Origin of the sequence: Mesorhizobium sp. B4-1-4, from assembly GCF_006439395.2 — a bacterium.
Taxonomy (GTDB): domain Bacteria; phylum Pseudomonadota; class Alphaproteobacteria; order Rhizobiales; family Rhizobiaceae; genus Mesorhizobium.
On the sequence record NZ_CP083950.1, the window covers coordinates 432,386 to 455,647 of the forward strand.

A 23,262-nucleotide genomic window follows, 5' to 3' on the forward strand; every position below is an offset into this window, starting at 1 on the left:
CTCACCATGAAAGAAGTGATCCTTGTCACCGGCGCATCTAGCGGCTTCGGCCTGCTGTCCGCCCGAGCACTCGCTCAAGCGGGCCACACGGTCTACGCTTCAATGCGGGAGACCACCGGGCGCAACGCGCCGCGAGTTGCAGAGGTTGAGGCTTATGCAAAGGAGTTGGGCGTCGACCTGAGGACGGTCGAGCTTGACGTCAGTTCTGATCCGTCCGTGGCCGCCGGGGTTACCAAGATAATCGCGGACAATGGCCGGCTCGACGTTATCGTGCATAACGCTGGCCATATGGTGTTTGGACCAGCAGAGGCCTTCACGCCGGAGCAATATGCTGAACTATATGACATCAACGTTCTTTCGACGCAGCGCATCAACCGGGTGGCGTTGCCGCAGCTTCGCAAACAGGGGCGTGGCCTGTTGGTCTGGGTTTCGTCCTCATCCACGCGCGGTGGGACACCGCCGTTTCTAGCACCGTATTTCGCCGCCAAAGCTGCTATGGATTCGCTCGCTGTATCCTATGCGAGCGAAGTCGCACGCTGGGGCGTTGAAACCTCAATCGTGGTTCCGGGCGCCTTCACCAAGGGCACTAACCACTTCGCTCATTCTGGCACGCCAGCCGATAAAGGCGTGGTCGCGGCCTATGAGAGCGGCCCTTATGCGGGGGTCGCTGACCAGGCGCTGAAAGGTTTGGCCGCATTGGAACCCGCAGACGCCGATGCCTCGGCTGTCGCAATAGCAATTGCCGACGTCGTGAATGCGCCGTTCGGAAAACGGCCCTATCGCGTCTTCGTTGATCCCTCACAGGATGGGGCAGAAGAAGTGTTCAGGATCGGCGATCGCATGCGCCGCGAGATGTTTCGAAACATCGGTCTCAAAGATCTTCTCGCTCCACACATTAACGGTTGAAAGACCACTGCGGCACACGCCTTCGCATCCGCCGCTCGGCGGCGACCGAGAGCGGGACATGAGGACATTAGCTTAATGCCGCGCCCATCCGCTTGGAAATCGAAACGATCCATGCGCGCAGTTCCGGACCGAAGGGCTTTTGCAAGGCTGCACGGTCCCAGGCAAGAAAATAGGCCTGAGATAATTTTAGCCGCTGATCGAAAGGGACAATGAGCCGGCCGGACGCGATATCCTCGGCGGCCATCGAAAGTTGCGCCAGCACTATGCCCCTTCCGTTCGTCGCGGCATCGATCGCGGCGCTCGACAAGGAGAAGGCGACTTCGCCCGAAACCTTTCGGTACGATGCCCCGATGCTTGCGGCCCATTCCGCCCAACCTGGCGGCGAGCGGTGGTCGCGGGCCCACTCTATGCTGAGAAGCGGCAGATCGAGAATGTCGGCGGGTTTGCGCACAGGATGCTTTGCGAGCAGCGCTGGCGAGCATGCCGGCACCACCCAATCCGTGAACAGTTCGGTGTAGTGGTTGAAATCACGATACTTGTCACCGTAGGAAATACGGAAGTCGAACTCTTCTGTGTCCAATCGGGGCTCTGTCTCGGCGCCAACCAGGCGCACCGTCGCGCCGGCATGGCTGGCCTGCCAATCCAGCAGTTGCGGGCCGATCCATTTGCTGGCCAGTGATGGCAGGCAGGAGATGGTCAAAGTGTCCGCGGAGCGGGCCCGTTCGATGACATCCTGAGCCTCGCGAATCTGTTCGAATCCGACGGAAACCGCTGCGTGATAGACACGGCCCAACGCCGTGAGGGCCACGCTCCTGCCGCGCCGTTCCAACAGCCTCGCCTCCAGGGCATCTTCGGCCTTGCGTATCTGTTGGCTGACCGCGCCGACCGACACTCCAAGCTCGTTTGCCGCGGCGGTCACGCTGCCGCACCTGCCGAAAGCCTCGAAGGCCTGTATCGCACGCAACGGGGGCGTCTTGTTCACCTGGGCAACGATCCTGGGGTCAGCTTGATTTAGTTTTTCTAAAATAGAACGCAGATGCAAGCCCTATGTCGCCCCAAGCTCGCACGATATTCGTTTTCGTGTTCACAAGCTGGGGAGGACGCCATGTTTCTTCGAAACTGCTGGTACGTTGCCGCATGGGATCATGAGGTCGCCGACCGGCTGGTGCCAACCCAAATCCTCGGCGAGGACATTGTCCTCTACCGACGGACCGATGGGCAGGTGGCGGCGCTCGAAGACGCATGTCCGCATCGCAAGCTGCCTTTGTCCATGGGCCGCATCAAGGGCGACACGGTCGAATGCGGCTATCACGGCCTGACCTTCGACAGCACGGGAACCTGCACGCGTGTGCCGGGCGCGGAAAAGATACCGCATGTCGCGTGCGTCCGCTCCTATCCGATCGCCGAACGCTACGGACTGCTCTGGATATGGATGGGCGAGGCGGCCAAGGCCGATCCCGCCTTGATTTTCGAGGTCGACCACTGGGGCGATCCGGCATGGGGCGTCAACCGCGGCGAGTCGATGTCGCTGGATTGCAATTATCTCTACATGACCGATAATTTGCTCGATCCCTCGCATGTGTCATGGGTCCACCAATCTTCCTTCGGCGGCGTCCAGGCCATGGAGGATGCGCCGCTCGAAACGACGGTCGGCGCGGACGGTGTGACCGTGTGGCGCTGGGTGGTCGATGCCGAGCCGGCGCCCTTCTATGCGCCCTTTCTCAAATTCAGCGGCAAATGCGACCGCAAGCAGCACTATGAGGTGCGTTACCCCTCAAACGCGATCATCAAGGCGATCTTCGTGCCGGCCCGCACTGGCGGCGAGGGCAAGCCGCTGCACGAGGATGTGTTCCTCATGGACAGCTACAACTTCATGACGCCGGTCGATGAGAACCAGACGAAATACTACTGGTTCCAGATGCGCAATTTCGCGCCCGACGACCTGGAGGTTTCGCGCCAGTTCGCCACATCCGTGCGTGGCGCCTTCGACGAGGATCGCGTCGTGCTCAATGCCGTGCACAAGGGCATGGCGAACAAGCACACACCCAATCTCGATCTGAAGATCGACGTCGGGCCGCTGCGCTTCCGTCGCAACCTCGCCAAGCTGATCGCAAGCGAGAGCCAGGAATTGGCGGCCGCCGAATGAACGCATTCACCGCCCGCGACTCTATCGCAAGCAGCGGGTTTCGCGACCTGAAGGTGGTCGCGAAGGTGAAGGAGAGCGCCGTCATCACGTCGTTTCATTTCGAGCCGGTCAATCCACGCGACTGGCGCGCTTTCGAGCCAGGCCAGTTCCTGGTGTTTCGCATTCCGGTGCCTGGGAATGCCGCCGGCGAAAGGCAATACGTGCTGCGCAACTACAGCGTCTCCTGTTCGCCGGCCAGCAAGGGCCGCTACCGGATCAGCGTCAAACGCGAGGTCGCACCCGCGCCAGGGCTTCCCAGCGGGATAAGCTCGTGCTTCCTGGATGATCAGGTCGACGTCGGCGATGTGCTCCAGGCGGAAGGGCCGCGCGGCGATTTCGTGCTCGACAGGACCAGCCCCCGTCCGGTCGTGCTGCTCAGCGGCGGCGTCGGGCTGACGCCGATGGTGTCGATGCTGCATGCGCTGGCCTCGATGCCGGACCGCCGTGCCGTCTTCATCCATGCTTGCGAGAATGGCGACGTGCATGCCTTGCGCGACGAGGTGGCCGGCCTGGTCGCCACCCGGCCCGGGCTGATCGCCCATTACTGCTACCGATCGCCGTCCGAACACGACAGGGCCGAGCGGCGCTTTCAAAGCGAGGGCATGATTTCGCGAGACGTGCTGCAGCGCCTGCTACCGATCGACGACTATGACTTCTACCTCTGCGGGCCACCACCGTTCATGCAGGCGATCTACGCCCTGCTGCGTGGGCTTGGCGTGCCAAAGCATCGCATCGCCTACGAATTTTTCGGCCCGGCGACGGTGCTCGAGCCGGATGCGGTGCGAGCTCCCCCGGTTCGCGTGCAACTGGCAAGGATCGAGGCGACCGGCGAGACGACAACCGTGGAATTCCGAAAATCGGGCCTCAAGGCGGTCTGGGACGGCTCGGCGGCATCGCTGCTCGACTTCGCTGAGGATCAAGGCCTAACACCGGAATTCAGCTGCCGGGCCGGCATCTGCGGGACTTGCAAGTCGCGGCTGGTCTCGGGCGACGTCGCCTATTTCGAAGAACCGCTGGACGAACTCAAGGCTGGCGACGTGCTGCTGTGCTGCTCGAAGCCGCGCGGATCAGTCGTCCTGGATATTTGACAAGATCGTCGTGCCGCGCGTGGTCAGGGGAAACGGAAGTCGGGATTTGGAACAGTCGGTCAAACCAGCGTCGAGCCTGCCTCTCAATCCGCATGTCGCGGCATTGCCGCCCTACAATGCCGGCATGAACATCGCGATGGCGCGGGCGTTGAGTGGCCGCCACGACATCGCCCGGCTTGCCAGCAACGAAAACCCTGACGGTTGTTCTCCCGCCGTCATGGCCGCATTGGCCTCCTCATCCTTCGAGCCATGGCGTTATGCCGACCCAGCTTGCACCGCGCTGCGGGCGGCACTTGGCGATAGACTGACGGTCGACCCCAACCTGATTGTCGTCGGCAATGGCTCCGAGGAGATGATCGCCGCCATCTCGCGTGCCGTCCTGGTGCCGGGCGCCTCGGTGGTGACGACGGTGCCGAGCTTCGGCTTGCATGAGATAGAGCCGCTGGCGGCCGGTGCTGATGTCGTCAAGATCGCCATGACGCCGGAGATGAGCTTCGACCTTGCCGCGCTCGAAACGGCGATCGCCGCCGGGCCGCGAGTGGTCTTCATATCCTCGCCCTGGAACCCGGTCGGCCCCGGTCTCGACCGCTCCAGCTTGCGACGGCTGATCGGCGCCGTTCGGCCCGGCACGCTTCTCGTCCTCGACGAGGCGTATTTCGAGTTTGCCGATCCCGGCGCGCCGGACGGCATCGAGGTTCTGCGCGACAGTTCTATCGACCATGTCGTGCTGCGGACGTTTTCGAAGGCTTATGGCCTGGCGGGACTGCGCGTGGGATATGCCGTCTGTTCCAGCCTTGAACTGGCGAGAGTGATTGCCGCCGCGAAGACGCCGTTCAACGTCAACGCCGCGGCGCAGACCGCCGCTGTCGCTGCCCTTGCCGATGAAGGTTGGATGAAGGCGTCGGTGGGGCGCATCAGAGCCGAGCGTGCCCGCACAGCCGCCGCGCTTGCCGGCCTTGGCTTCCAGGTTGCGCGGTCGCAAACGAACTTCCTGTTCTTCGACGGCAAGGTCGACAGTTCGAGCCTTGCCGCTGGTCTCCTCAAGCAGGCGATTATCGTCAAGGCGTGGCGTGAGGCCGGCTATAAGCGCTTTTTGCGCGTCACCATCGGCTCCCCGGCGGACAATGACCGGCTGATCACGGCACTTCAGGGATTGGTGGCACAATGACCGGCCTCGCTTCTCCAGGGCAAGCGGGCTGGATCGGCCAGGCGGTGCCATTGCCTGTTGTCGACAGCATCCGCGGTGTCGTCGGCGCCTCGAACGTGCGGACCGGCGACGATGCCAGGGCGATCGACCTTGGGTCGAACGGTATGGATTGCGGCGCCGGCATTGTCGTCACGCCTTCGTCGACGGAGGAGGTCGCGGCGGTGGTGCGCATCTGCCGCCGCAACGAGGTTCCCATCGTGCCGCAAGGCGGGCGGACCGGCCTGGTCGGCGGCAGCATTTCGCGGCCGGGCGAGATCGTCCTGTCGACGGCGCGCTTGAGCCACATCGATCGGCTCGATCCGATCGAGCGCGTGGCGGTGGTCGGCGCCGGCGTCACTCTGGAAGCCCTGCAGCAGGCCGCGCTCGAACACCGGCTGGAACCGGGCATAGACCTTGCAGCGCGCGGCTCGGCGACGATCGGCGGCATGGTGTCCACCAATGCCGGTGGGGTGATGGCCTTTCGCAACGGCGTCATGCGCCATCGCGTGCTTGGCCTCGAGGCCGTGCTGGCCGACGGATCGATCTATTCCGATCTGACCCGGGTGGTGAAGAATTCCGCCGGCTACGACCTGAAGCATCTCTTCATCGGTGCCGAGGGCACGCTCGGCATCGTCACCCGCGTGGTCGTCAAGCTCGACCCTTCGCCGCGAGCCACCGCCACCGCGCTTTTCGGCCTGCCGTCGATCGAGGCGGCTTTGCAGATCATCCGCATGGCGCTGGAATCGGATGTCGGGCATCTGCGCGCGGCGGAGGCGATGTGGAGCTCGTATTTCAGGCTGGCAGCCGCCGCGCATGGATGGTCCGAAGCCGGCGTGGCGCCCGGGCAGCCTTTGTTCCTGCTGCTGTCGCTTGGCGGCGCGCGCGAGGACGCGCTGCGCGAGGATTTCGAGCGGATTTATTCGGAAGCGATGGAGCGTCATCCCGAAGCGACCGGCATCATTGCCGGCTCACGGCGGCAGGAGGACGATTTGTGGCGGCTGCGCGAGGACACCGGGGTGCTTTACCGCGCTCATCCCGATGCGCCTTCCTTCGACGTATCCGTGCCATTGTCGGAGATTTCAACCTATCTCGAAAGGATCGTACCCGGCCTTGCCGCGATCGAATCGGGTCTCGCGCCCTATGTCTTCGGACATCTGGCCGATGGGAACCTCCATATCGTGCTCAACCGCCAGGGTCCGCTGACTCCTCACATCGCCAAGGCGGTCGAGGACGTCCTGTATCAACAACTCCGGGAGATTGGCGGTTCCTTTTCCGCCGAGCATGGCGTTGGGTCGAAGCGCATCCATTCCCTGCTGGCGACAGCCGACCCGACGAAACTCGCCGCGATGGAGCGGGTGAAAAGAGCGCTGGACGATCAGTCGATCATGAACCCCGACAAGGTGCTTGCCTGCGATGCCTGGTTCGTCCGGTCCTCCAGGCCGCTCCCTTCCGGCAGCGAGCGCCGACTGCCCCTTAAGAACGCGAGCGATCTCAACGATGATTAGCCCCACGGCGGAACGACAGGGAATGAACGGATTGACCGCGGCTGCCAGTCGCCCGGCGGGACCAATGGTACGCCATGAAGAGCCGGCGCCCTATGCCCCGGATTTCGCCGGCTTGCGCCAGGGCTTCCGCGAGGCGGCCAAGCGGGCGGGCGCGGAACTGTCTGAATATATCCATCCGCTGAACGGACCGGATGGCGAGGCCCTGGCGACCGATGTGGCGCTGCTTGGCCGTCGCGATGCGCCGAAACTGATCGTGCTCATCTCCGGAACGCATGGCGTCGAGGGGCCGTTCGGCTCGACCTGCCAGACCGCGTGGCTGGGCCAGAAGAACCTGCGGCGTCTGCCCGACGACATAGCGATCCTTGCCGTCCACCTCATCAATCCCTGGGGCACGGCATGGTCGCGGCGCGTCAATGAAGACAATGTCGATCTCAACCGCAACTTGATCGACTGGTCGGCGGGCGCTCCCGTCAACAACGGCTATGCCGGCTTGCACGATGCGCTTGCCTATCATGAATGGGAAGGGTCGGATCGCATAGCGGCCGACGAGAAGCTCGCCGCGGCGCGCAAGGAACTCGGGCATGCCGGACTGGCGGCGATCGTCGAGGCCGGCCAGTATGAATTCGCAGACGGACTGTATTACGGCGGCGGCGGTCCCGTCTGGTCGAACCGAACCTTGAACGAAATCCTGAAGACCTTTGCCGGCGGCGCGCGTCAGGTCATCGTCTTCGACCTGCATACCGGCGCCGGGCCCTATGGTTATCCGGCTCTGCTTTCGGTGGCGAGTTCCGAGCATCCCGGCCTTGCCTGGGGCAAATCCATCTTCGGGCCTGCGCTTGCGACAGTCCTTACCGGTCCGGGCGCCAAAACGGGAACCGGCATCGCCGCAACTGCGACCGGCTATGTCTCCGATGCCGTCCGCAAGGCGATGCCGAAGGCGCGTGTGCTGCCGCTTGTCGTCGAATGCGGCACGCTGGACGGTCCGACCGTGATGGAAGCGGTGCAAGCCGACAACTGGCTGCATCTGTTCGGCAAGCTCGATTCGCCGCTGGGCAAGCGGATCCGGGACACGCTGCGCTCGGCCTTCATTCCGGCCGACGCGGATTGGCAGCGGACCTGCCTGTCGAGCAGCCTGCGATACTTCGACCGTGCGCTGGCGGACCTGGAGGCTGTCGAGATAGGCCAGGAGGAGGCCATCGGGAGCCAACAAATGTCGCGAACCATTCGCGCTTCGGTGGCCGACCAGGCTCCCATGCATGAACCAAAGACCACGACGCCAGCCGTGCAGATCGACGAACTTCACAAGAGGTTCGGCTCCCTTCTGGTGTTGAAGGGGGTCAATCTCACGGCCCATGCCGGGGAGGTGATTTCCATGATCGGCTCGTCCGGATCCGGCAAGAGCACGTTCCTGCGTTGCATCAACCTCCTGGAGCAACCGGATGGCGGCAAGGTCGCCATCGACGGCGAGGTCATCAAGATGAAGCCGTTGTCCAACGGCCGTATCGGGCCGGCCGACATGGCGCAGGTCGAACGCATCCGCGCCCGCGTCGGGATGGTCTTCCAGAACTTCAATCTCTGGCCGCACATGACGGTGGTCGAGAACATCATCGAGGCGCCCAGGCATGTGCTGAAGGAGCCCCGCGAGAAGGCCATCGAACACGCCCACGCCCTGTTGAAGAAGGTTGGTCTTGCCGACAAGCACGCCCACTATCCGGGCCAGCTTTCCGGCGGCCAGCAGCAGCGGGCGGCGATCGCCCGAACGCTTGCGATGCGGCCCAAGGTCATTCTTTTCGACGAACCGACATCGGCGCTCGATCCCGAATTGGTCGGCGAGGTGCTGCGGGTGATCCGTCAACTGGCGGAGGAAGGCAACACCATGATCCTCGTGACGCATGAGATGCAGTTCGCGCGCGAGGTCTCCCACAAGGTCCTGTTTCTCCACCAGGGAAAGGTGGAGGAAGAGGGTGCACCCGCGGAGCTGTTCGGCAGCCCGCGCTCGGAGCGTCTGCGTCAGTTCCTGGCGCGCACGCTGTGAGGAAAAACCGCACCCTCGAAGCGTTCGGTTCGCACCGGACAACGGCAATGAGATCAACAACAAGGGGAACTGACATGAAACTGAAAGTCTTGACGCTGCTCGCCTTTCTCGCGGGAGGCATGGGCAGCGCATTGGCCGCCGAAGGCGAATTGTCCATCGGAACCGAAGGCGCCTACCCGCCATGGAGCATGTCCGACGCCAATGGCAATGTCACCGGTTTCGACGCCGATGTCGGCGCCTTGCTCTGCACCAAGCTACAAGTGAAGTGCCACTTCGTCGTGCAGGCCTTCGACGGGTTGATCCCGGCGCTGAAGGCCAAGCGCTTCGACGTCATCATCTCGGGCATGTCGATCACCGCCGATCGCAAGAAGGAGATCAATTTCAGCGTCGGATACGCCGAACTGGCCAATATGTTCGTCGCGGCCAAGGACTCCGATCTGGCTGCCATCACCGACGTCGACACGCTGCTGAAATCGCTCGACGGCAAGAAGGTTGGCGTGCAGGCCGGCACGACGCACGCGCATTTCCTCGAGAAGCGTGCGCCGAACGCCGACCTGAAAACCTACGATACGCTCGACCAGATGCAGATCGACCTTGCGAGCGGCCGTATCGACACCGCTTTCGCCGATCAATCCGCCTTGCAGGACTTTCTGGACAAGCCGGATGGCAAGAACTTCCAACTGGTCGGTGTCGAGATCAAGAGCACGTTCGATCCGACGCTTGGCGAGGGCATCGGCGTCGGCATCGCGCAGGACAACACCGAACTCAAGGCCAAGATCGACAAGGGGCTTTGCGAGCTGATCGCCGATGGTTCGGTCGGCAAGGCCAGCCAGAAATGGTTCAAGACGGACATTTCCCGGCCCTGCCAATAACGCCGTGGACTTCTATCGCATGTGCCCGGGCAACCGGGCGCATGCATCCGGGCTTCGTATCATTCGCGCAGACTAGAGCACTCACATGGAATTCGGTCTCTGGCAGGTTTGGGAAGCGGGTTGGGTGCCCGCGATCTTGCGCGGCGCTTCGATAACGATCCTCGTCGGTCTCGTCAGCATGGCGGCCGGGCTGGTGATCGGCATTGTCTGCGGCCTGATCAAGTGGGCCCGGATATTTCCGCTTTCGCTGCTGGTCGATGTCTATACGTCGCTGGTGCGTGGCGTGCCCGAACTGCTGATCATCTACCTGCTGTTTTTCAGTTCGGTTGAATTCGTGACCAGGGTCGTGACCGCTTTCGGCTATGCCGGCGTCGCCGAGAGCGGCTATGCGTTCGTTATCGCGGTCATCGCCATCGGCGCCATTTCAGGCGCCTATTCGACCGAGGTCGTGCGCGGGGCGCTCGGCGCCATCCCCAATGGGCATATCGAGGCCGCTCGCGCGCTCGGACTGCCCGGCGGCCGGATCTTCCGCCGCATCATCGCGCCGCAGATGCTGCGCATCGCCGTTCCCGGCATCAACAATGTCTGGCAGACCACCATCAAGGACACGGCGCTGGTCTCGGTGGTCGGCCTTCAGGAATTGATGCGCATTTCATTCATCGGCGCCAATTCCACCCGCCATCCGTTCATCTTCTATCTGATCGCGGCAGTGGTTTATCTCCTCATCACGCTTGCAAGTCAGGCAGGGTTCGACGGGATCGAACGCCTGCTCAGGCTGCGGACGAGAAAGTAGTATGATGGACCTCATCCAGCTTGCGGTTCCCGTTCTGCTCAAGGGCCTATGGGTCACGGCGGCGCTGACGTTCGTTTCGGTGCTGATCGGCTTCAATCTGGGTCTCGGCCTGGCGCTGATGCGCCTGTCCTCCAACCGCCTCCTGTCAGGCTTCGCCAAATATTACAGCAACGTCTTTCGCGGGACGCCGCTGCTGGTGCAGATATTCCTGTTCTATTACGGGCTCGGCCAGCTTTCCCTGATCAAGGACAACGCGGCTCTGTGGTGGGTGATCAGCGACGGTGCGCGCTGCGCCGTGCTGGCGCTGGCGCTGAACACGGCCGCCTATACATCCGAAATCCTGCGCGGCGGATTGATGTCGGTTCCGGTCGGGCTTGTCGAGGCGGCCCAAGCGTGCGGCATGTCGCGCATCTTACGGTTCCGGCGCATCGAGTTTCCGCTCGCCATCCGCCAGGCGCTGCCGGCCTATGGCAACGAACTCATTCTCGTCGTCAAGGGCACCAGCCTCGCATCGACAATCACGGTGCTCGAAATCACCGGCTATGCCAAGCGGCTGATGAGCCAGACCTTCGCGATCTTCGAGATTTTCGCCATCGCCGGGGTGCTCTATCTGGTGATCAATCTGCTGTTGATCGCGATCATCCGCTCCATTGAGCGTTTTCTCATGCGGCACGAGGCCCCCTCCCGCCAGGATTCGGCCGCACCGTCTCCGGCAGCATCGTGACGGTGCTTCCCTCGTTGTACCACTCCGACACGTCAGCCGCGAGCGAGCTACAAATCCGGATGGATCAACCGTGCTTCCCGGGATTGGGCTCCGCGCCCGGAGGCATCGTCATGACGTCGGCCCACTCGGGATGCTTGCGATATTGCGCGCGGACATAGGGACATATCGGCAGAATCCTGAAGCCGTTTCTGCGTGCGTCTTCCACCATGAAGGAAACCAAAGCAGCGGCAGCGCCAGTTCCCCTCATCGTCTCCGGCGCACTCGTGTGATCGGCGCTGATCAGATCGGCGCCCCTCTTCGTGAAGGTGATCTCGGCCTCTGCGTCGATCCCCTCTATGCGGGCCACATAGCGTCCATGCCGCTCCCCGGTTCGGTTTGTTCCTTGCTGATTTTGATGTCAGCCATGATCTTCTCCGTACTTCCTGCCAAACCACTCCTGTGCGACCACCGTATCCTCCGGTGTAAGCTCATGCGCTGCTTCGACGACGTGCACCTCCAGCGTCGCGCCGGACGCTGCGAGCCAATTCGCCAGCCGGGAGCCGTCACCCAACGGATCGCGCGAGCCGGAGACCATCAGAACGCCAACGTTGCCCAGGTCGGCCGTGGGCAAGGTCTCCAGCACCGCCATTGATCGCAAAAGGATCGCCCGGCGGATGACTCCCGGTTGCAGACCAATCATCGCGGCGGCGAAATTCGCGCCGTTGGAAAATCCGAGAAAGCTTATGCGTCCGGATTCGAGCCCATAACCCGTGATGGCGCCTTCCACGAAGGCCGCGAAGGCCTCAGCCTCGGCTTGGATGTCAGCCTGATCGAAGGTGGTGGCCGTTATCCGGCGGAACCAGCGCGCGCTTTCCTCTTCGTGGCTGCGTCCGCGCACGCCGAGCAGTGTCGCGCGCGGCGCCACCCGATGCGCCAGCGGCATCAGATCCGCCTCCGTCCCGCCGCTGCCATGCAGCAGGATGATCGTGCTGCCGTCCGGATTTTCGGGTGTGTGAAAGCGATGCACGAATGGCAGGTCGCGCCGTGGCAAACGCGCCTCTCCAGGCAAGGCGAACTGCGGCAACATGATCCGAAGATCATCGGCCCGGTCCCTGTCGGCCGGAGGCAGCATCAAGGTTGTCCCCAGTTGCTCCGCTGTTTCGTCGACGGTGAAGCCCGGCCCGTCCGTTGCCACCTCCAGCAATGTGCCCGCGGGCTCGCGCACATAGAGCGACGTGAAATAGCGCCGGTCGTGGACATTGGTGGGCGACGAATTGAGCCGCGACAATTGCTCCCGCAGCGCATCAATGGCCGCGGTGTCCGAGGCACGGAATGCAACATGGTCGGCCGTACCGGTGCCGGGAATGCCAGGAACATAGCCAGAGCCGTCACGGATGTCGACGGCATCGGTATCGGACAGAAGACGCGTGATACTGCCCCGGCTGGGACCACGCCGATAGCCGAACCTCTCGATGAAAGCGGCGGTCTCTTCCGGAACCTCTGACAGGATCGTCACGGCCCGCAACCGTCGCGGGGTGATCTCGGCTTTGCCCCATGGATGCGTCGCGGAAAGATCGGAAGCGACCAGTTTCACGATGATGCCATCCGGTCCTTCAATCGCAGGACAGCTTCGCCGAATTCGTGCATCGGCCCGTCAACCGCAACGCCATGTTTCAAGGCGCGCGTCATCCATTCGCCAAGGCTGGCCGGAGGAACCGCGAAGGCTATTTCAAAAACCTGGCCATTGCCCACACGCCCCGGCGCGCCGTCTTCCCAGACAAGGAAGGTGACGAGTGAACCTGGAGATCCAAGCCCATCACCATAGAAAAGATGGAGCTGTTCGGCATCCTCATAACCGCCTGTGCGCTTGACCAGCCGCAAGCCAAGGAAACCGACATAGAAATCGACATTCGCCTGCACATTGCGGGTGATCAGGGTGACGTGATGGATGCCGCTTGGCTGATGGCTGCTCATGTCGGCATCCTGTCTGTCGGGTTTATCTGCATGAAGGCGACCTCGTCGGCGCATCGAGGGATTGCTTAAGATCAGTGACCTGAAGCGTCGATAGCCGGGACGAGAAAATTCGGCGTCGTCTTCGGGCGGCAGGCGGGATCCAGACCTGTCTTGCCGCATTGAGCCTCTTGCCTGCCCGGCCTCAAATTTCTGGCCCCAATCGAAGTGGACACTCGCGTTCTCGATTATCCTTGGGGTGGCAGCGACCGGGGGTATTGAGGAAACCGGTCGCGCAAAGCGCCTTATGGGCCGCGGGTCAGGAAGGTGGTGACGGCATCGATCTCCTGCTGCCTGACCTCATGCACGCCATCATGCAATTTCAAATCGACCTTTGCGCCCTGGCCTTCGAGATAGCCGGCCAACGCCTCTGTCAAGGGCAGCGGGCAGATCGGATCGCGCCTGCCGGCGGTGATCAGAACCTCAAGCGATCGAAGACCCGGATTGGGTCGCGGCGACCAGGGGATCAACGGGTGCATCAGCACTACCCGGTCGAAAAGCTCTGGTGCGTCGAAGATCACCGAAGCGAGAATGTTCGCGCCGTTGGAGTAGCCGAGTCCGAAGACCGTTGCGCTTTCATTCGCTTCCCGGTGGGCGCGGATGAAATCCGTCATCTTCCTGGTACGGGTCGCAAGGTCCGCCATGTCGTAGATACGTTCCGCCTTGCGGCGGAAAAAGCGGTTTGCGCCATGCTCGGACACGTCGCCTCGCGCCGAGATGATGCCGGCTCCGGGCAGTATCTGCCCTATCAGGCCGGTGAACTGATGTTCGTCGCCGCCGGTTCCGTGGAATGCGAAGACAAGCGGAGCTCCGATTTCGGGCTGCTTTGCGAAATGGTGGTAAGCGTCACGAGACATGATGTTCTCCTATTTCACCGAAGGCCGCCGGCCGCAGCCGGCGGCGGGATTTCCGATGTCAGTCGACGATGGGTGGGAGGATCTCTTCGATCCGGTCGCGCAGGGAGGCGTGCTGAAGCGGCAACTTCAGCGCCTCGCCGAGATGCGCGGTGTCCTCGTCGCGATTGAATCCGGGTTCGTGGGTCGCCACCTCGAACAGGACACCTCCGGGCGTGCGGAAATAGATGGCCCAGAAATAGTCGCGGTCGATAACCGGGGTGACGTGATAGCCCGTGTCCATCAGTGCCTTGCGCACCTCGGCCTGGGCCGCCCTGTCCTCGACCGCGAAGGCGACGTGATGCACCGAGCCGGCACCCTGGCGCGCCGCCGGCGCGCCGGGCAACACCTCGATATCGACGAAGTCGGCGCCATTGCCGCCCTTGATGGCGTAACGGGTCAGCGCTCCCCGCCGATCGGCTTCCTCGTAGCCCATATATTTCAGGAGCTCGCCCGTCGCGCCGCCGTCACGCAGCCGCATGGTCACCCCGTGAAATCCGTGGACACCCTCGTCGGTCGGCACCGTTCCGCCAGCGAAGGGCTGACGCTTGTCGCCATCGACTTCAGTCAGGGCAAATCCGTCGCCGTCGGGGCCGAGGAAGCGCAGGCGCTTCTCACCGAAAGCTTCGTCCTGTTGCAGTCCGAGCACGCCCTTGCCGGCAAAACGTTCCTTCCAGTAGCCAAGCGTTTCCTTCGGCACCGAAAACACGGTCTCGGAGACCTCACCGGCGCCGCGATTGCCTTTGGCGATATGCGGGAACGGGAAATAGGTCATAACCGTGCCCGCGGATCCGACCTCGTCGCCGTAATAGAGGTGATAGACGTCGGGCGCGTCGAAATTGACGGTTTTCTTGACCCGGCGCAGGCCCAGCGTCTTGGTGAAAAAGTCATTGTTTTCCTGTGCATCGGCAGCCATCGAAGTGACGTGATGCAGTCCTTTGATCTGGGTAAGCATGGTGGTGTCCTCGCTCTTGGTTGTCTTCGTCGAGCAAACAGATAGCCTCCCTCTTTGGCCCCCGGAATAGGCATAATCTTGCATTGATTGTTGCTCATATCGTAATAATCTCAGAATGGGTGAACTTGAATCTCTGCGCGTATTCCTGGCCGTCGCCGAACGAGGCAGTTTCGCCGGCGTGGCTCGCCAGCTCGGCATGACACCAGCGTCGGTGACGCGCACCATCGCCGGGCTTGAACGGCAGCTCGGCGTGCAATTGCTGGTACGCACGACGCGGCAGGTGTCCCTGACATCCGCCGGAGCCGTCTACGCGGCGCGCGTGGCGCCTCTTTCCCAAGGTCTCGTCCGTGCGGCGGAGGAAACCCGCGAGGCTCAGGGGATAACGTCCGGTGGCATCCGCATCAGCGCCCCGCTTTCACTAGGGCTGAAGGTGCTACCCCCCGTGCTCTCGCAATTCGTGACCCTGTATCCGCAGACGCACGTCTCCCTGGCGCTTTCCGACGGGTTCGTCGATATCGTCGAAGAGGACTACGATCTCGCGATCCGGATTTCCGGGCCGCCCGTCGACAAGTCGACCATCTGGCGCAAGATAAGGGAGGTGCCGCGGGTGCTGGTTGCTGCCCCAAACTATCTGACCTCCCGCGGTACCCCGCAGTCGCCCGACGATCTGGCGGAGCATGCTTGCCTCAGCTACGCGTCGGATGCGCGCGACGAGCATTGGGAACTCTCGAAAGGCGGCGGCCGGCGAACCCACAAGGCAACCGGCGTCTTCAGCTCCAACAGTGGCGATCTGCTCGCCCGACTTGCCCTCAATGGCGAAGGGATCGTGCTCTTGCCCCGGTTCATCGTCGACGATGATCTCGCCGCTGGAAGGCTGGTGGAGGTTCTTGCGGACTGGAGCACTCCGCAGATCTGGCTCACGCTCTACTATCCGCCTTACGAAAAGCTACCGCTCCGGGTTGCCACCTTCTCCGATTTTTTCGAAGCTTATATCCAGGAAATCCGCTCGTTCTGAGCCGGAGAAAGCAGGCCGATGTCATCGTTTCTACCTGAATTCGCATTCTCCCAGGCAGCAGTCCGGGTCCGGTTTGCCCCAGGGGTTCGCCATGACACCGGCGCCGAGGTAGAGCGCCTCGGCTGCAGGCGCGCGATCATAATTTCGACCCCCGGCCAGGTCGCGATGGCGCACGACCTGAGGACGGATATGGGCGAATTCGCCGCAGGCGTACTGCCGCTCGCGCAAATGCACACGCCCGTGCCGGTGACCCAGGAGGCCATGTTACAAGTTGGACAAATGGACGGGGATTGCCTGGTCGCGATCGGCGGTGGATCGACCATTGGGCTTGCCAAGGCGCTTTCATTGAGAACCGGACTGCCGCAAATCGTGCTGCCGACGACCTATGCCGGCAGCGAAGCCACTCCGGTGCTCGGTCAGACCGAAGACGGGGTCAAGACGACATTGACGGATGCCCGGATTCAGCCCCAGGTCATCCTCTACGACGCCGAACTTATCCGTTCGCTGCCGGTTTCGACGACCGTGGCAAGCGCGCTCAACGCCATGGCGCATGCTGCCGAGGGGCTCTATGCGCGCGATCGCAATCCGATATCGACGCTTCTCGCGACAGAGGGGCTTCGAGCGTTCCGGAGGGCATTGCCGGACGTCTGCCGCAATCCTCGGGATCTCACGGCGCGTGGCGAGACCCTCTATGGGGCATGGCTGTGCGGCACTGTGCTCGGGCAAGTCGGCATGGCCTTGCACCACAAGCTATGCCATGTGCTCGGCGGCTCCTTCGGCCTGCCTCATGCCGAGACCCACGCGGTAATGCTGCGCTATACGATCGCTTTCAACGCGACCGCCACAGGTGCCCTTCTGGATCCGATACGCGAAATCTTTGATGACGGCGACATTGGTCATGCGCTTGCAATCTTCGCGGACGGCGTCGGAGCGCCACGGGCCTTGCGTGACCTCGGAATGCGCGAAGCGGATCTCGCCGGCGCCGCCGATCTTGCAATGTCGTCCGCCTATTGGAATCCGCGGCCGCTGATACGCGGCGAAATCCTCGGTCTGCTGAGATCGGCGTGGGCCGGGAGGACCGTAGCCAAGGCGGCAAGGGCTGAAAGACAGTCCCAAGGACAAATGGCTGCGGTCGTACGACGACGTCACCGGTGATCCCGAACGGCCGGCCAGTTTCGCTCACAGCAGCGCGCGAGAGCGCCGGTCCTGACCGATTTGCAGGGACAGCGATGTACCCAGCCGCTTGAACCCGCGCCTCACCGTAGACAGTGGGTTCGCCGTCGCTAGGCACATGCTGCTGACCCGCAAGTTCGGGGAATGAAGAACCCGACCGTCATTATCGAACCAACAGCGGCCGCCGGTGGCTTTGGACAACCGCAGGGCTAGGCCAGCCGTGCCCGAGTCGTGCGCGGCGTTGCCAGGAGGAGGCTCGTCTCGCTGCCGGTTATGCCGGGAATGAGGCGGATGCGGCGCAATACAGCATCAAAATCGGTCAACGAGGCCGTCCCAAGTTCCACCACCAGGTCCCAGCGGCCATTGGTCGTGTGGATGTCCGAGACCTCGGGGAAGCCTCCTAACGAGCGCACCACGCGATCAGCGGCGTGGCCTTCGATCTCGATCAGCATGATGCCCCGAATGCGCTGATCGACCGCATCGGCGCGGAGCACGACCGTGTAGCCGATGATCTGGCCGGACCGTTCAAGCCGCTCCATGCGCGCTCTGACCGTGGCGCGTGAAACGCCGAGGTCCACGGCCAGATCAGATACGCTGCGCCGCCCGTCGTGCCGAAGCAAGGTCACGAGCCGTTCGTCTAAGGAATCCATCGGGTGCTGCCGTTTCGATCAAAATCGATACCGATATGATAAAACAGCCTTGTCGGATTGCCAATTTAATATGTTCACGTCGCCATGCCGCCATGGTTCCTTCCCGGCTGTTCAAGCGTTGCCAGCGGGAGAAACCATGCGTTGCAGAATCGTCGGGGCGCCGGTGCAGGACGGCGCTGGCAGAATGGGATGTGAAATGGGTCCGAGTGCGCTGCGGACCGCCGGACTTTCCCAGGTGCTGTCGGGCCTCGGCCACACTGTCGAGGATATGGGTGCCGTCCAGCCGGTTCCGACAAGACGCCTCGTGCACGGCAACCTGGCACTGAAGGCCCTGCCTGAGGTATCGGCCTGGACATCCGCCATCGCCGAGGCCGCCTACGCTGTGAGCAAGGATGCCATGCCGATCTTTCTCGGCGGCGACCATTCGATCTCGGCCGGCACCGTATCGGGCATCGCCCGCCGCGCCGCCGAAAGCGGGCGCCCGCTGTTCGTTCTGTGGCTCGATGCGCATCCGGACTTCCACACGCTCGATACCACCGCCAGCGGCAACCTGCACGGTGTTCCGCTCGCCTATGCCAGCGGCCAGCCGGGTTTCCGCGGCTATTTTCCGGATCTGCCGGCAGCGGTCGATCCCTCGCGCATCTGCACCATGGGCCTGCGCAGTGTCGACCCGGCCGAGCGAACGGCGCTCAACGAGGCAGGAGTAACCGTGCACGATATGCGCGCCATCGACGAGCATGGCATTGCTCCACTCCTGCGCGCTTTCCTGGCGCGCGTGTCGGCGGAAGACGGCCTGCTGCATGTCAGTCTCGATGTCGACTTCCTCGACCCGTCTATCGCCCCGGCGGTCGGCACCACCGTTCCCGGCGGTGCCACGTTCCGCGAGGCGCATCTGGTGATGGAGATGCTGTCCGACAGCGGTCTCGTTTCCAGCCTCGACCTGGTCGAGTTGAATCCCTTTCTGGACGAGCGGGGCCGAACCGCGACGCTGATGGTCGACCTGACCGCGAGCCTGATGGGTCGCCGCATCATGGACCGCCCCACCCGCAGCCATTCCGGGAGCTTTTGATGATGACCACGGCAAAGCTGAACATCGTCCCCTTCGTCAGTGTCGACCGTATGATGAAGCTGGTGATTGCCATCGGTGTCGAGCGCTTCCTGACCGAGCTTGCAAGCTACATCGAGGAAGACTTCCGTCGCTGGGAACTGTTCGACAAGACGCCGCGTATCGCCTCGCATAGCCATGACGGCGTCATCGAGCTGATGCCGACAAGCGATGGGCGCCTCTACGGCTTCAAATACGTCAATGGCCATCCCAAGAACATGCGCCAGGGCTTGCAGACGGTCACGGCGTTCGGCGTGCTCGCCGATGTCGGCAGCGGTTATCCGATGCTGCTCACCGAAATGACCATCCTGACCGCGCTGCGCACCGCTGCCACCTCCGCTGTCGCGGCCAAGTATCTGGCGCCGAGCGGCGCGCGCACCATGGCCATCATCGGCAATGGCGCCCAATCGGAATTCCAGGCGATCGCCTTCAAGGCGCTCACAGGCATCGACCGGCTCAGGCTTTACGACATCGATCGGTCCGCCTCGCTGAAATGCGCGAAGAACCTTTCAGGCATGGGATTCGATATCATCATCTGCGGGACCGGGCAGGAAGCGGTTGAAGGTGCCGGGATCATCACGACCGTTACCGCCGACAAGCAGAACGCCACCATTCTCACCGACAACATGGTCGGCTCCGGCGTCCACATCAACGCTGTCGGCGGCGATTGCCCCGGCAAGACCGAACTGCACAAGGATATCCTGCTGCGCTCGGATATCTTCGTCGAGTTCCCGCCGCAGACACGCATCGAGGGCGAGATCCAGCAACTGGCCCCTGACCATCCCGTGACCGAACTCTGGCAAGTAATCACCACCAAGGCCCAAGGCCGCCGAGACGCCAAGCAGATCACGCTGTTCGATTCGGTCGGCTTCGCGATCGAGGATTTTTCGGCGCTGCGCTATATACGCGACCAACTGCAAGCGACCGGCCTCTACGAGGAACTCGACCTGCTCGCCGATCCCGATGAACCACGCGACCTGTTTGGCATGTTGCTGAGGGCGGCCATGCAGCCAGCAGCTTGAGGGTATCCAAGGTAACCCGAATTTCACCCATCCCGAGGAACTGGGCAGCCGCGACGTTGCTGTCAAATCCGTCCTGCCGCTGCGGCTGACTTGCGACACAGCTCATTTCTGGTCCAGTCAGATTTCTGGATCGCGGTGCTGAAAGAATTGGAGGAAAAGCTCTCGCTCAGTCGTTATGTCGAGCTTTTCGTAGATGCGGCGGCGATGGTTCTTGACCGTGCCCACCGTGATGCCGAGCCGCTCGGCGATGGTGGCGGTCGGGTGGCCGGCCAGGATGAGTTGCACGAGCTCCCTTTCCCTGGGCGAGAGTTCCGGCCACAGGCTAACGGGAATTGTCGGTTTCTGTCGCGGTGAAGCGCCGGGGCTTGTCGGCGCTGACGTGCGGGAAAACTCGGCTCCGCGCGCCTTGATGTCGAGCGCGTGCAGTGCCTCGAACACCGGCAGCCGTTCGTCCAGCAAGGCGATCTCGCTTTCCTTGAACGAACTGGTCGAGCGATCGAGGAAGATGCCAAGGCACCAGTCGCCGCCATCGGCCAGCATGATGCCGACCTCGTCGCAGATTTCCGACTGTGCCAGGAAGCCGGCTATGTACTGGCCGCGCTTGGCCTCGTCATCCGCCAGTCGCTTGAGCGGCATGATGCCCAACCGGCGCTCGCGCCGCCACGAGGCATAGAACGGGTCGAATACATAGTAGTTGTCGAGATAGCGCCGGACCATTTCATCCGAGAAGCGCCGGTGCTTCACGAATTCCGGTGTCTGCGTCGTCGAGTAGCGCGTCACCGTGACGAGGTCGTGCTCGATATCCGCGCCGATCAGGTCGATCAGGCAATCGACATGCCTGTCCGTGCCGGTGGCGGCGATCGCCTTGGCGAGCGGCGCCCAGATATTGCCCATGCGCATGCCTCTTTGTCGGCGACGAACCCCTCGTCGTCATTGTGCCTTTAGGCATATGGCGCGAACCGGCCTGTCGAATCTAGCCTGTGGTCACTTTCGGCAAGGGAAGGCGACCCGTGGACCAGATCACCACCAACCCCATCGTTATCGGCATCGACGCCGGCGGCACCATGACCGACACCATCCTTGTCGATCAGGACGGCCACTTCAAGATCGGCAAATCGGCGACCACGCCAAAGAACGAGGCCGAGGGCTTCCTCGCTTCGGCCGAGGACGCGGCCGACGCCTGGGGCATCTCGCTGCAGGACCTCTTCTCCGGCGTCAATGTGGTGCTCTACTCCGGCACCGGCATGCTCAACACGCTGTTGTCGCGCACCGGCCGCAAGCTTGGCCTGATCACCACCAAGGGCCTCGAGGACATGATCCTGATGGGCCGTGGCCTGCAGGCCTGGGCGGATTATTCCTATGCCGACCGGCTGCATGCGGTGACGCATCACCATCCCGATCCGCTGGTGCCGCGCCGCCGCACCCACGGCGTCACCGAGCGTATCGACCAGTTCGGCGACGTCATCCTGCCGCTCTACGAGCACGAGGTTCATGCCGCCGCGAAGAGACTGATCGCCGACAAGGTCGAGGCGATCTGCATCATGACCGTCTTCTCCCACGTCAATCCGGCACATGAGAAGCGCATCGCCGAGATTTGCCGCGAGGAGATCGCCGCTGTCGGCGCCGACATCCTTGTCTACACCAGCCATGAGGTGCGGCCGGTGATCCGCGAACAGTCGCGGCTGAACTCGGTGCTGATCGAGGCCTATGCCACTTCGCGCGGCCGCAAGCAGCTCAAGGGCATCGAGGATGTCTCGAAGAAATACGGCTTCAAATATGGCGTGCAGACGCTGTTGTCCTTCGGCGGCCTGACCTCGATCAATCATCCGCGCCTGCACGAGACCATGATCTCCGGCCCGATCGGCGGCATCCTGGGCGCGGCCTATGTCGGCAAGCTGATCGGCAACGACTCGCTGATCTGCTCGGATATGGGCGGCACCTCCTTCGACATGGGCGTCATCACGCGCGGCCAGACGCGGATCGAGAACGAGCCGCTGATGGACCGGTTCAAGCTCAACGTGCCGACGCTGCATCTCGACACGATCGGCGCCGGCGCCGGCATGATCCTCAAGGTCGACCCGCTGACCAGGAAAGTCTCCCTCGGACCGGAGAGCGCCGGTTCCGATCCCGGCCCGATCTGCTTCGCCAAGGGCGGCACCGAGCCCACCATCGCCGATTGCGACGCCATCCTGGGTCGCCTCAACCCGCATTACTTCCTCGGCGGCAAGGTCGTGCTGCAGGTCGAGAAGGCGCGCAAGGCGTTCGAGGAGAAGTGCTCAAGCCTGCTTGGCGTCGGCGTCGAGGAGGCGGCCGAGGGCATGATCGACATGCTGGAGGCCGACGCCAACAACGCCCTGCGCCGCGTCATCTCGGGCCAGGGCATCCACCCTTCGGAGTTCACGCTGCTTTCCTATGGCGGCTCCGGCCCGCTGCACCTGGCCGGCTGCGCTCGCGGCATCGGCTTCAAGGACATCATCACTTTCCAGTTCGCCGCCGCCTTCTCCGCCTTCGGCTGCACCACGGCGGACTTCATGCGCCGGCATTCGGTGTCGACGCAGATCGATATCGGCGCGCGCGCAAGCGATGACCAGCTGGTGGCCTTCGGAACGAAAGTCACCGCCATCTGGGACGATCTCACCAAGGCGGCCGTCGACGAGATGATCGCCGATGGCCATAGCAGGGACAAGGTCAAGACCGTGCCGTTCCTGATGATGCGCTATACCGGCCAGCTTGAGGACGTCGAGGTGATGGCGCCGCTGTCGGCCATCAACTCGGCCGAAGACATGCGCAAGGTGATCGACGAATTCGAGGCGGTCTACGCAAAGGTAAACCATCGCGTCTCACGCTACGGCGAAGCCGGCTTCTCGATCACGGAGCTCGGGCTCATCGCCACCGCCGACAAGGTCAAGCCTGTGCTCTTGAAGCGCCCGCTCGGCAAGTCCGATCCGGCATCGGCCGATAAGGGCGTTCGCGAGGCCTATATCGGCGGCCGCTGGCACAAGGCCGACCTCTACGAGATGGACCTTCTGCAGCCCGGCCATGAAGTGATCGGCCCGGCCATCATCGAACACCCCGCCACGACGCTCGTCGTCCATCCGCAAGACCGTGTCCATGTCGATGAGTGGACGCTGCTGCACTATACCCACGCTTGAGAAGGGCGAACGCC

Annotated in this window: 20 protein-coding genes and 1 pseudogene; 14 read left to right on the forward strand and 7 right to left on the reverse strand. The window is 62.9% G+C overall.

Annotated elements, in window-relative coordinates; translation table 11 throughout:
• Nucleotides 1-6 precede the first annotated feature (6 nt).
• A complete protein-coding gene (locus tag FJW03_RS01925; protein WP_140766128.1) occupies nucleotides 7-906 on the forward strand; it encodes an SDR family oxidoreductase in 900 nt (299 codons plus the stop codon).
• Between the two features lie 67 nt (nucleotides 907-973).
• Here FJW03_RS01925 and FJW03_RS01930 read toward each other — a convergent pair whose 3' ends face one another.
• Complete coding sequence (locus FJW03_RS01930) at nucleotides 974-1,888, reverse strand: LysR substrate-binding domain-containing protein (protein ID WP_140695841.1); 915 nt, start codon at nucleotides 1,886-1,888, stop codon at nucleotides 974-976.
• A gap of 123 nt (nucleotides 1,889-2,011) precedes the next feature.
• On the opposite strand from FJW03_RS01930, the gene FJW03_RS01935 reads away from it, so the two are divergent.
• The 8 genes from FJW03_RS01935 (at nucleotide 2,012) to FJW03_RS01975 (ending at nucleotide 11,294) form a co-directional block, all read left to right on the forward strand.
• Nucleotides 2,012-3,052: an aromatic ring-hydroxylating dioxygenase subunit alpha gene (locus FJW03_RS01935; protein ID WP_140766129.1), complete on the forward strand. Its 1,041-nt coding sequence runs from the start codon at nucleotides 2,012-2,014 to the stop codon at nucleotides 3,050-3,052.
• Nucleotides 3,049-4,179: a 2Fe-2S iron-sulfur cluster-binding protein gene (locus FJW03_RS01940; protein WP_140766130.1), complete on the forward strand. Its 1,131-nt coding sequence runs from the start codon at nucleotides 3,049-3,051 to the stop codon at nucleotides 4,177-4,179. The genes FJW03_RS01935 and FJW03_RS01940 overlap by 4 nt, the downstream gene beginning before the upstream one ends.
• Before the next feature lie 46 nt (nucleotides 4,180-4,225).
• Nucleotides 4,226-5,347: a histidinol-phosphate transaminase gene (gene hisC / locus FJW03_RS01945; protein ID WP_140766131.1), complete on the forward strand. Its 1,122-nt coding sequence runs from the start codon at nucleotides 4,226-4,228 to the stop codon at nucleotides 5,345-5,347.
• Complete coding sequence (locus FJW03_RS01950; protein ID WP_140766132.1) at nucleotides 5,344-6,870, forward strand: FAD-binding oxidoreductase; 1,527 nt, start codon at nucleotides 5,344-5,346, stop codon at nucleotides 6,868-6,870. The genes hisC and FJW03_RS01950 overlap by 4 nt, the downstream gene beginning before the upstream one ends.
• Nucleotides 6,871-6,934: 64 nt before the next feature.
• On the forward strand, nucleotides 6,935-8,905 hold the full coding sequence (locus FJW03_RS30185; protein ID WP_319022903.1) for a DUF2817 domain-containing protein: 1,971 nt from the start codon (nucleotides 6,935-6,937) through the stop codon (nucleotides 8,903-8,905).
• A 74-nt stretch (nucleotides 8,906-8,979) separates the two neighbouring features.
• A complete protein-coding gene (locus tag FJW03_RS01965) occupies nucleotides 8,980-9,777 on the forward strand; it encodes a transporter substrate-binding domain-containing protein (RefSeq protein WP_140766134.1) in 798 nt (265 codons plus the stop codon).
• A gap of 85 nt (nucleotides 9,778-9,862) precedes the next feature.
• On the forward strand, nucleotides 9,863-10,570 hold the full coding sequence (locus FJW03_RS01970) for an ABC transporter permease (protein ID WP_140613051.1): 708 nt from the start codon (nucleotides 9,863-9,865) through the stop codon (nucleotides 10,568-10,570).
• Between the two features lie 4 nt (nucleotides 10,571-10,574).
• A complete protein-coding gene (locus FJW03_RS01975; RefSeq protein ID WP_181165761.1) occupies nucleotides 10,575-11,294 on the forward strand; it encodes an ABC transporter permease in 720 nt (239 codons plus the stop codon).
• 64 nt (nucleotides 11,295-11,358) lie between these two features.
• Here the strand turns inward: FJW03_RS01975 and FJW03_RS01980 are convergent, their stop codons facing one another.
• The 4 genes and pseudogenes from FJW03_RS01980 to FJW03_RS01995 all read right to left on the reverse strand — a co-directional run bounded on the left by FJW03_RS01980 (nucleotide 11,359) and on the right by FJW03_RS01995 (nucleotide 15,131).
• Entirely contained in the window at nucleotides 11,359-11,640 is a 282-nt protein-coding gene (locus tag FJW03_RS01980) for a GNAT family N-acetyltransferase (protein WP_140766135.1), read from the reverse strand.
• Nucleotides 11,641-11,691: 51 nt separating this feature from the next.
• Nucleotides 11,692-13,247 (reverse strand): annotated as a pseudogene (locus tag FJW03_RS01985) (VOC family protein).
• Nucleotides 13,248-13,528: 281 nt separating this feature from the next.
• Nucleotides 13,529-14,140, reverse strand: a complete 612-nt coding sequence (locus FJW03_RS01990; protein WP_140766136.1) for an alpha/beta hydrolase — start codon at nucleotides 14,138-14,140, stop codon at nucleotides 13,529-13,531.
• A 58-nt stretch (nucleotides 14,141-14,198) separates the two neighbouring features.
• On the reverse strand, nucleotides 14,199-15,131 hold the full coding sequence (locus tag FJW03_RS01995; RefSeq protein ID WP_140766137.1) for a ring-cleaving dioxygenase: 933 nt from the start codon (nucleotides 15,129-15,131) through the stop codon (nucleotides 14,199-14,201).
• A gap of 115 nt (nucleotides 15,132-15,246) precedes the next feature.
• On the opposite strand from FJW03_RS01995, the gene FJW03_RS02000 reads away from it, so the two are divergent.
• Together FJW03_RS02000 and FJW03_RS02005 are read left to right on the forward strand one after the other, a co-directional pair.
• A complete protein-coding gene (locus tag FJW03_RS02000) occupies nucleotides 15,247-16,146 on the forward strand; it encodes a LysR family transcriptional regulator (protein WP_140766138.1) in 900 nt (299 codons plus the stop codon).
• 18 nt (nucleotides 16,147-16,164) lie between these two features.
• On the forward strand, nucleotides 16,165-17,301 hold the full coding sequence (locus FJW03_RS02005) for a maleylacetate reductase (RefSeq protein WP_140766139.1): 1,137 nt from the start codon (nucleotides 16,165-16,167) through the stop codon (nucleotides 17,299-17,301).
• 227 nt (nucleotides 17,302-17,528) lie between these two features.
• Here FJW03_RS02005 and FJW03_RS02010 read toward each other — a convergent pair whose 3' ends face one another.
• Nucleotides 17,529-17,969, reverse strand: a complete 441-nt coding sequence (locus FJW03_RS02010; protein ID WP_140612158.1) for an Lrp/AsnC family transcriptional regulator — start codon at nucleotides 17,967-17,969, stop codon at nucleotides 17,529-17,531.
• 136 nt (nucleotides 17,970-18,105) lie between these two features.
• Between FJW03_RS02010 and rocF the strand changes: the two genes are divergently transcribed.
• The gene (rocF, locus tag FJW03_RS02015; RefSeq protein ID WP_140766140.1) at nucleotides 18,106-19,038 is read left to right on the forward strand and encodes an arginase; all 933 of its coding nucleotides are present in this window, start codon (nucleotides 18,106-18,108) and stop codon (nucleotides 19,036-19,038) included.
• Nucleotides 19,039-19,040: 2 nt separating this feature from the next.
• On the forward strand, nucleotides 19,041-20,096 hold the full coding sequence (locus FJW03_RS02020) for an ornithine cyclodeaminase (RefSeq protein ID WP_140766161.1): 1,056 nt from the start codon (nucleotides 19,041-19,043) through the stop codon (nucleotides 20,094-20,096).
• Between the two features lie 117 nt (nucleotides 20,097-20,213).
• Here FJW03_RS02020 and FJW03_RS02025 read toward each other — a convergent pair whose 3' ends face one another.
• Nucleotides 20,214-20,996, reverse strand: a complete 783-nt coding sequence (locus tag FJW03_RS02025; protein ID WP_140766141.1) for a helix-turn-helix transcriptional regulator — start codon at nucleotides 20,994-20,996, stop codon at nucleotides 20,214-20,216.
• A gap of 110 nt (nucleotides 20,997-21,106) precedes the next feature.
• On the opposite strand from FJW03_RS02025, the gene FJW03_RS02030 reads away from it, so the two are divergent.
• Nucleotides 21,107-23,248, forward strand: a complete 2,142-nt coding sequence (locus tag FJW03_RS02030; RefSeq protein ID WP_140766142.1) for a hydantoinase/oxoprolinase family protein — start codon at nucleotides 21,107-21,109, stop codon at nucleotides 23,246-23,248.
• Nucleotides 23,249-23,262: the final 14 nt, after the last annotated feature.

Bases quoted from the DNA above. Each gene is read 5' to 3' on its own strand.
- FJW03_RS01925 (WP_140766128.1), top strand. From the start codon at position 7: ATGAAAGAAGTGATCCTTGTCACCGGCGCATCTAGCGGCTTCGGCCTG.
- FJW03_RS01995 (WP_140766137.1), bottom strand. From the start codon at position 15,131: ATGCTTACCCAGATCAAAGGACTGCATCACGTCACTTCGATGGCTGCC.
- FJW03_RS01950 (WP_140766132.1), top strand. From the start codon at position 5,344: ATGACCGGCCTCGCTTCTCCAGGGCAAGCGGGCTGGATCGGCCAGGCG.
- FJW03_RS30185 (WP_319022903.1), top strand. From the start codon at position 6,935: ATGGTACGCCATGAAGAGCCGGCGCCCTATGCCCCGGATTTCGCCGGC.
- FJW03_RS01935 (WP_140766129.1), top strand. From the start codon at position 2,012: ATGTTTCTTCGAAACTGCTGGTACGTTGCCGCATGGGATCATGAGGTC.
- FJW03_RS01975 (WP_181165761.1), top strand. From the start codon at position 10,575: ATGGACCTCATCCAGCTTGCGGTTCCCGTTCTGCTCAAGGGCCTATGG.
- FJW03_RS01970 (WP_140613051.1), top strand. From the start codon at position 9,863: ATGGAATTCGGTCTCTGGCAGGTTTGGGAAGCGGGTTGGGTGCCCGCG.
- rocF (WP_140766140.1), top strand. From the start codon at position 18,106: ATGCGTTGCAGAATCGTCGGGGCGCCGGTGCAGGACGGCGCTGGCAGA.
- FJW03_RS01940 (WP_140766130.1), top strand. From the start codon at position 3,049: ATGAACGCATTCACCGCCCGCGACTCTATCGCAAGCAGCGGGTTTCGC.
- FJW03_RS02005 (WP_140766139.1), top strand. From the start codon at position 16,165: ATGTCATCGTTTCTACCTGAATTCGCATTCTCCCAGGCAGCAGTCCGG.
- FJW03_RS02020 (WP_140766161.1), top strand. From the start codon at position 19,041: ATGACCACGGCAAAGCTGAACATCGTCCCCTTCGTCAGTGTCGACCGT.
- FJW03_RS01990 (WP_140766136.1), bottom strand. From the start codon at position 14,140: ATGTCTCGTGACGCTTACCACCATTTCGCAAAGCAGCCCGAAATCGGA.
- FJW03_RS02000 (WP_140766138.1), top strand. From the start codon at position 15,247: ATGGGTGAACTTGAATCTCTGCGCGTATTCCTGGCCGTCGCCGAACGA.
- FJW03_RS02010 (WP_140612158.1), bottom strand. From the start codon at position 17,969: ATGGATTCCTTAGACGAACGGCTCGTGACCTTGCTTCGGCACGACGGG.
- FJW03_RS01965 (WP_140766134.1), top strand. From the start codon at position 8,980: ATGAAACTGAAAGTCTTGACGCTGCTCGCCTTTCTCGCGGGAGGCATG.
- FJW03_RS02025 (WP_140766141.1), bottom strand. From the start codon at position 20,996: ATGCGCATGGGCAATATCTGGGCGCCGCTCGCCAAGGCGATCGCCGCC.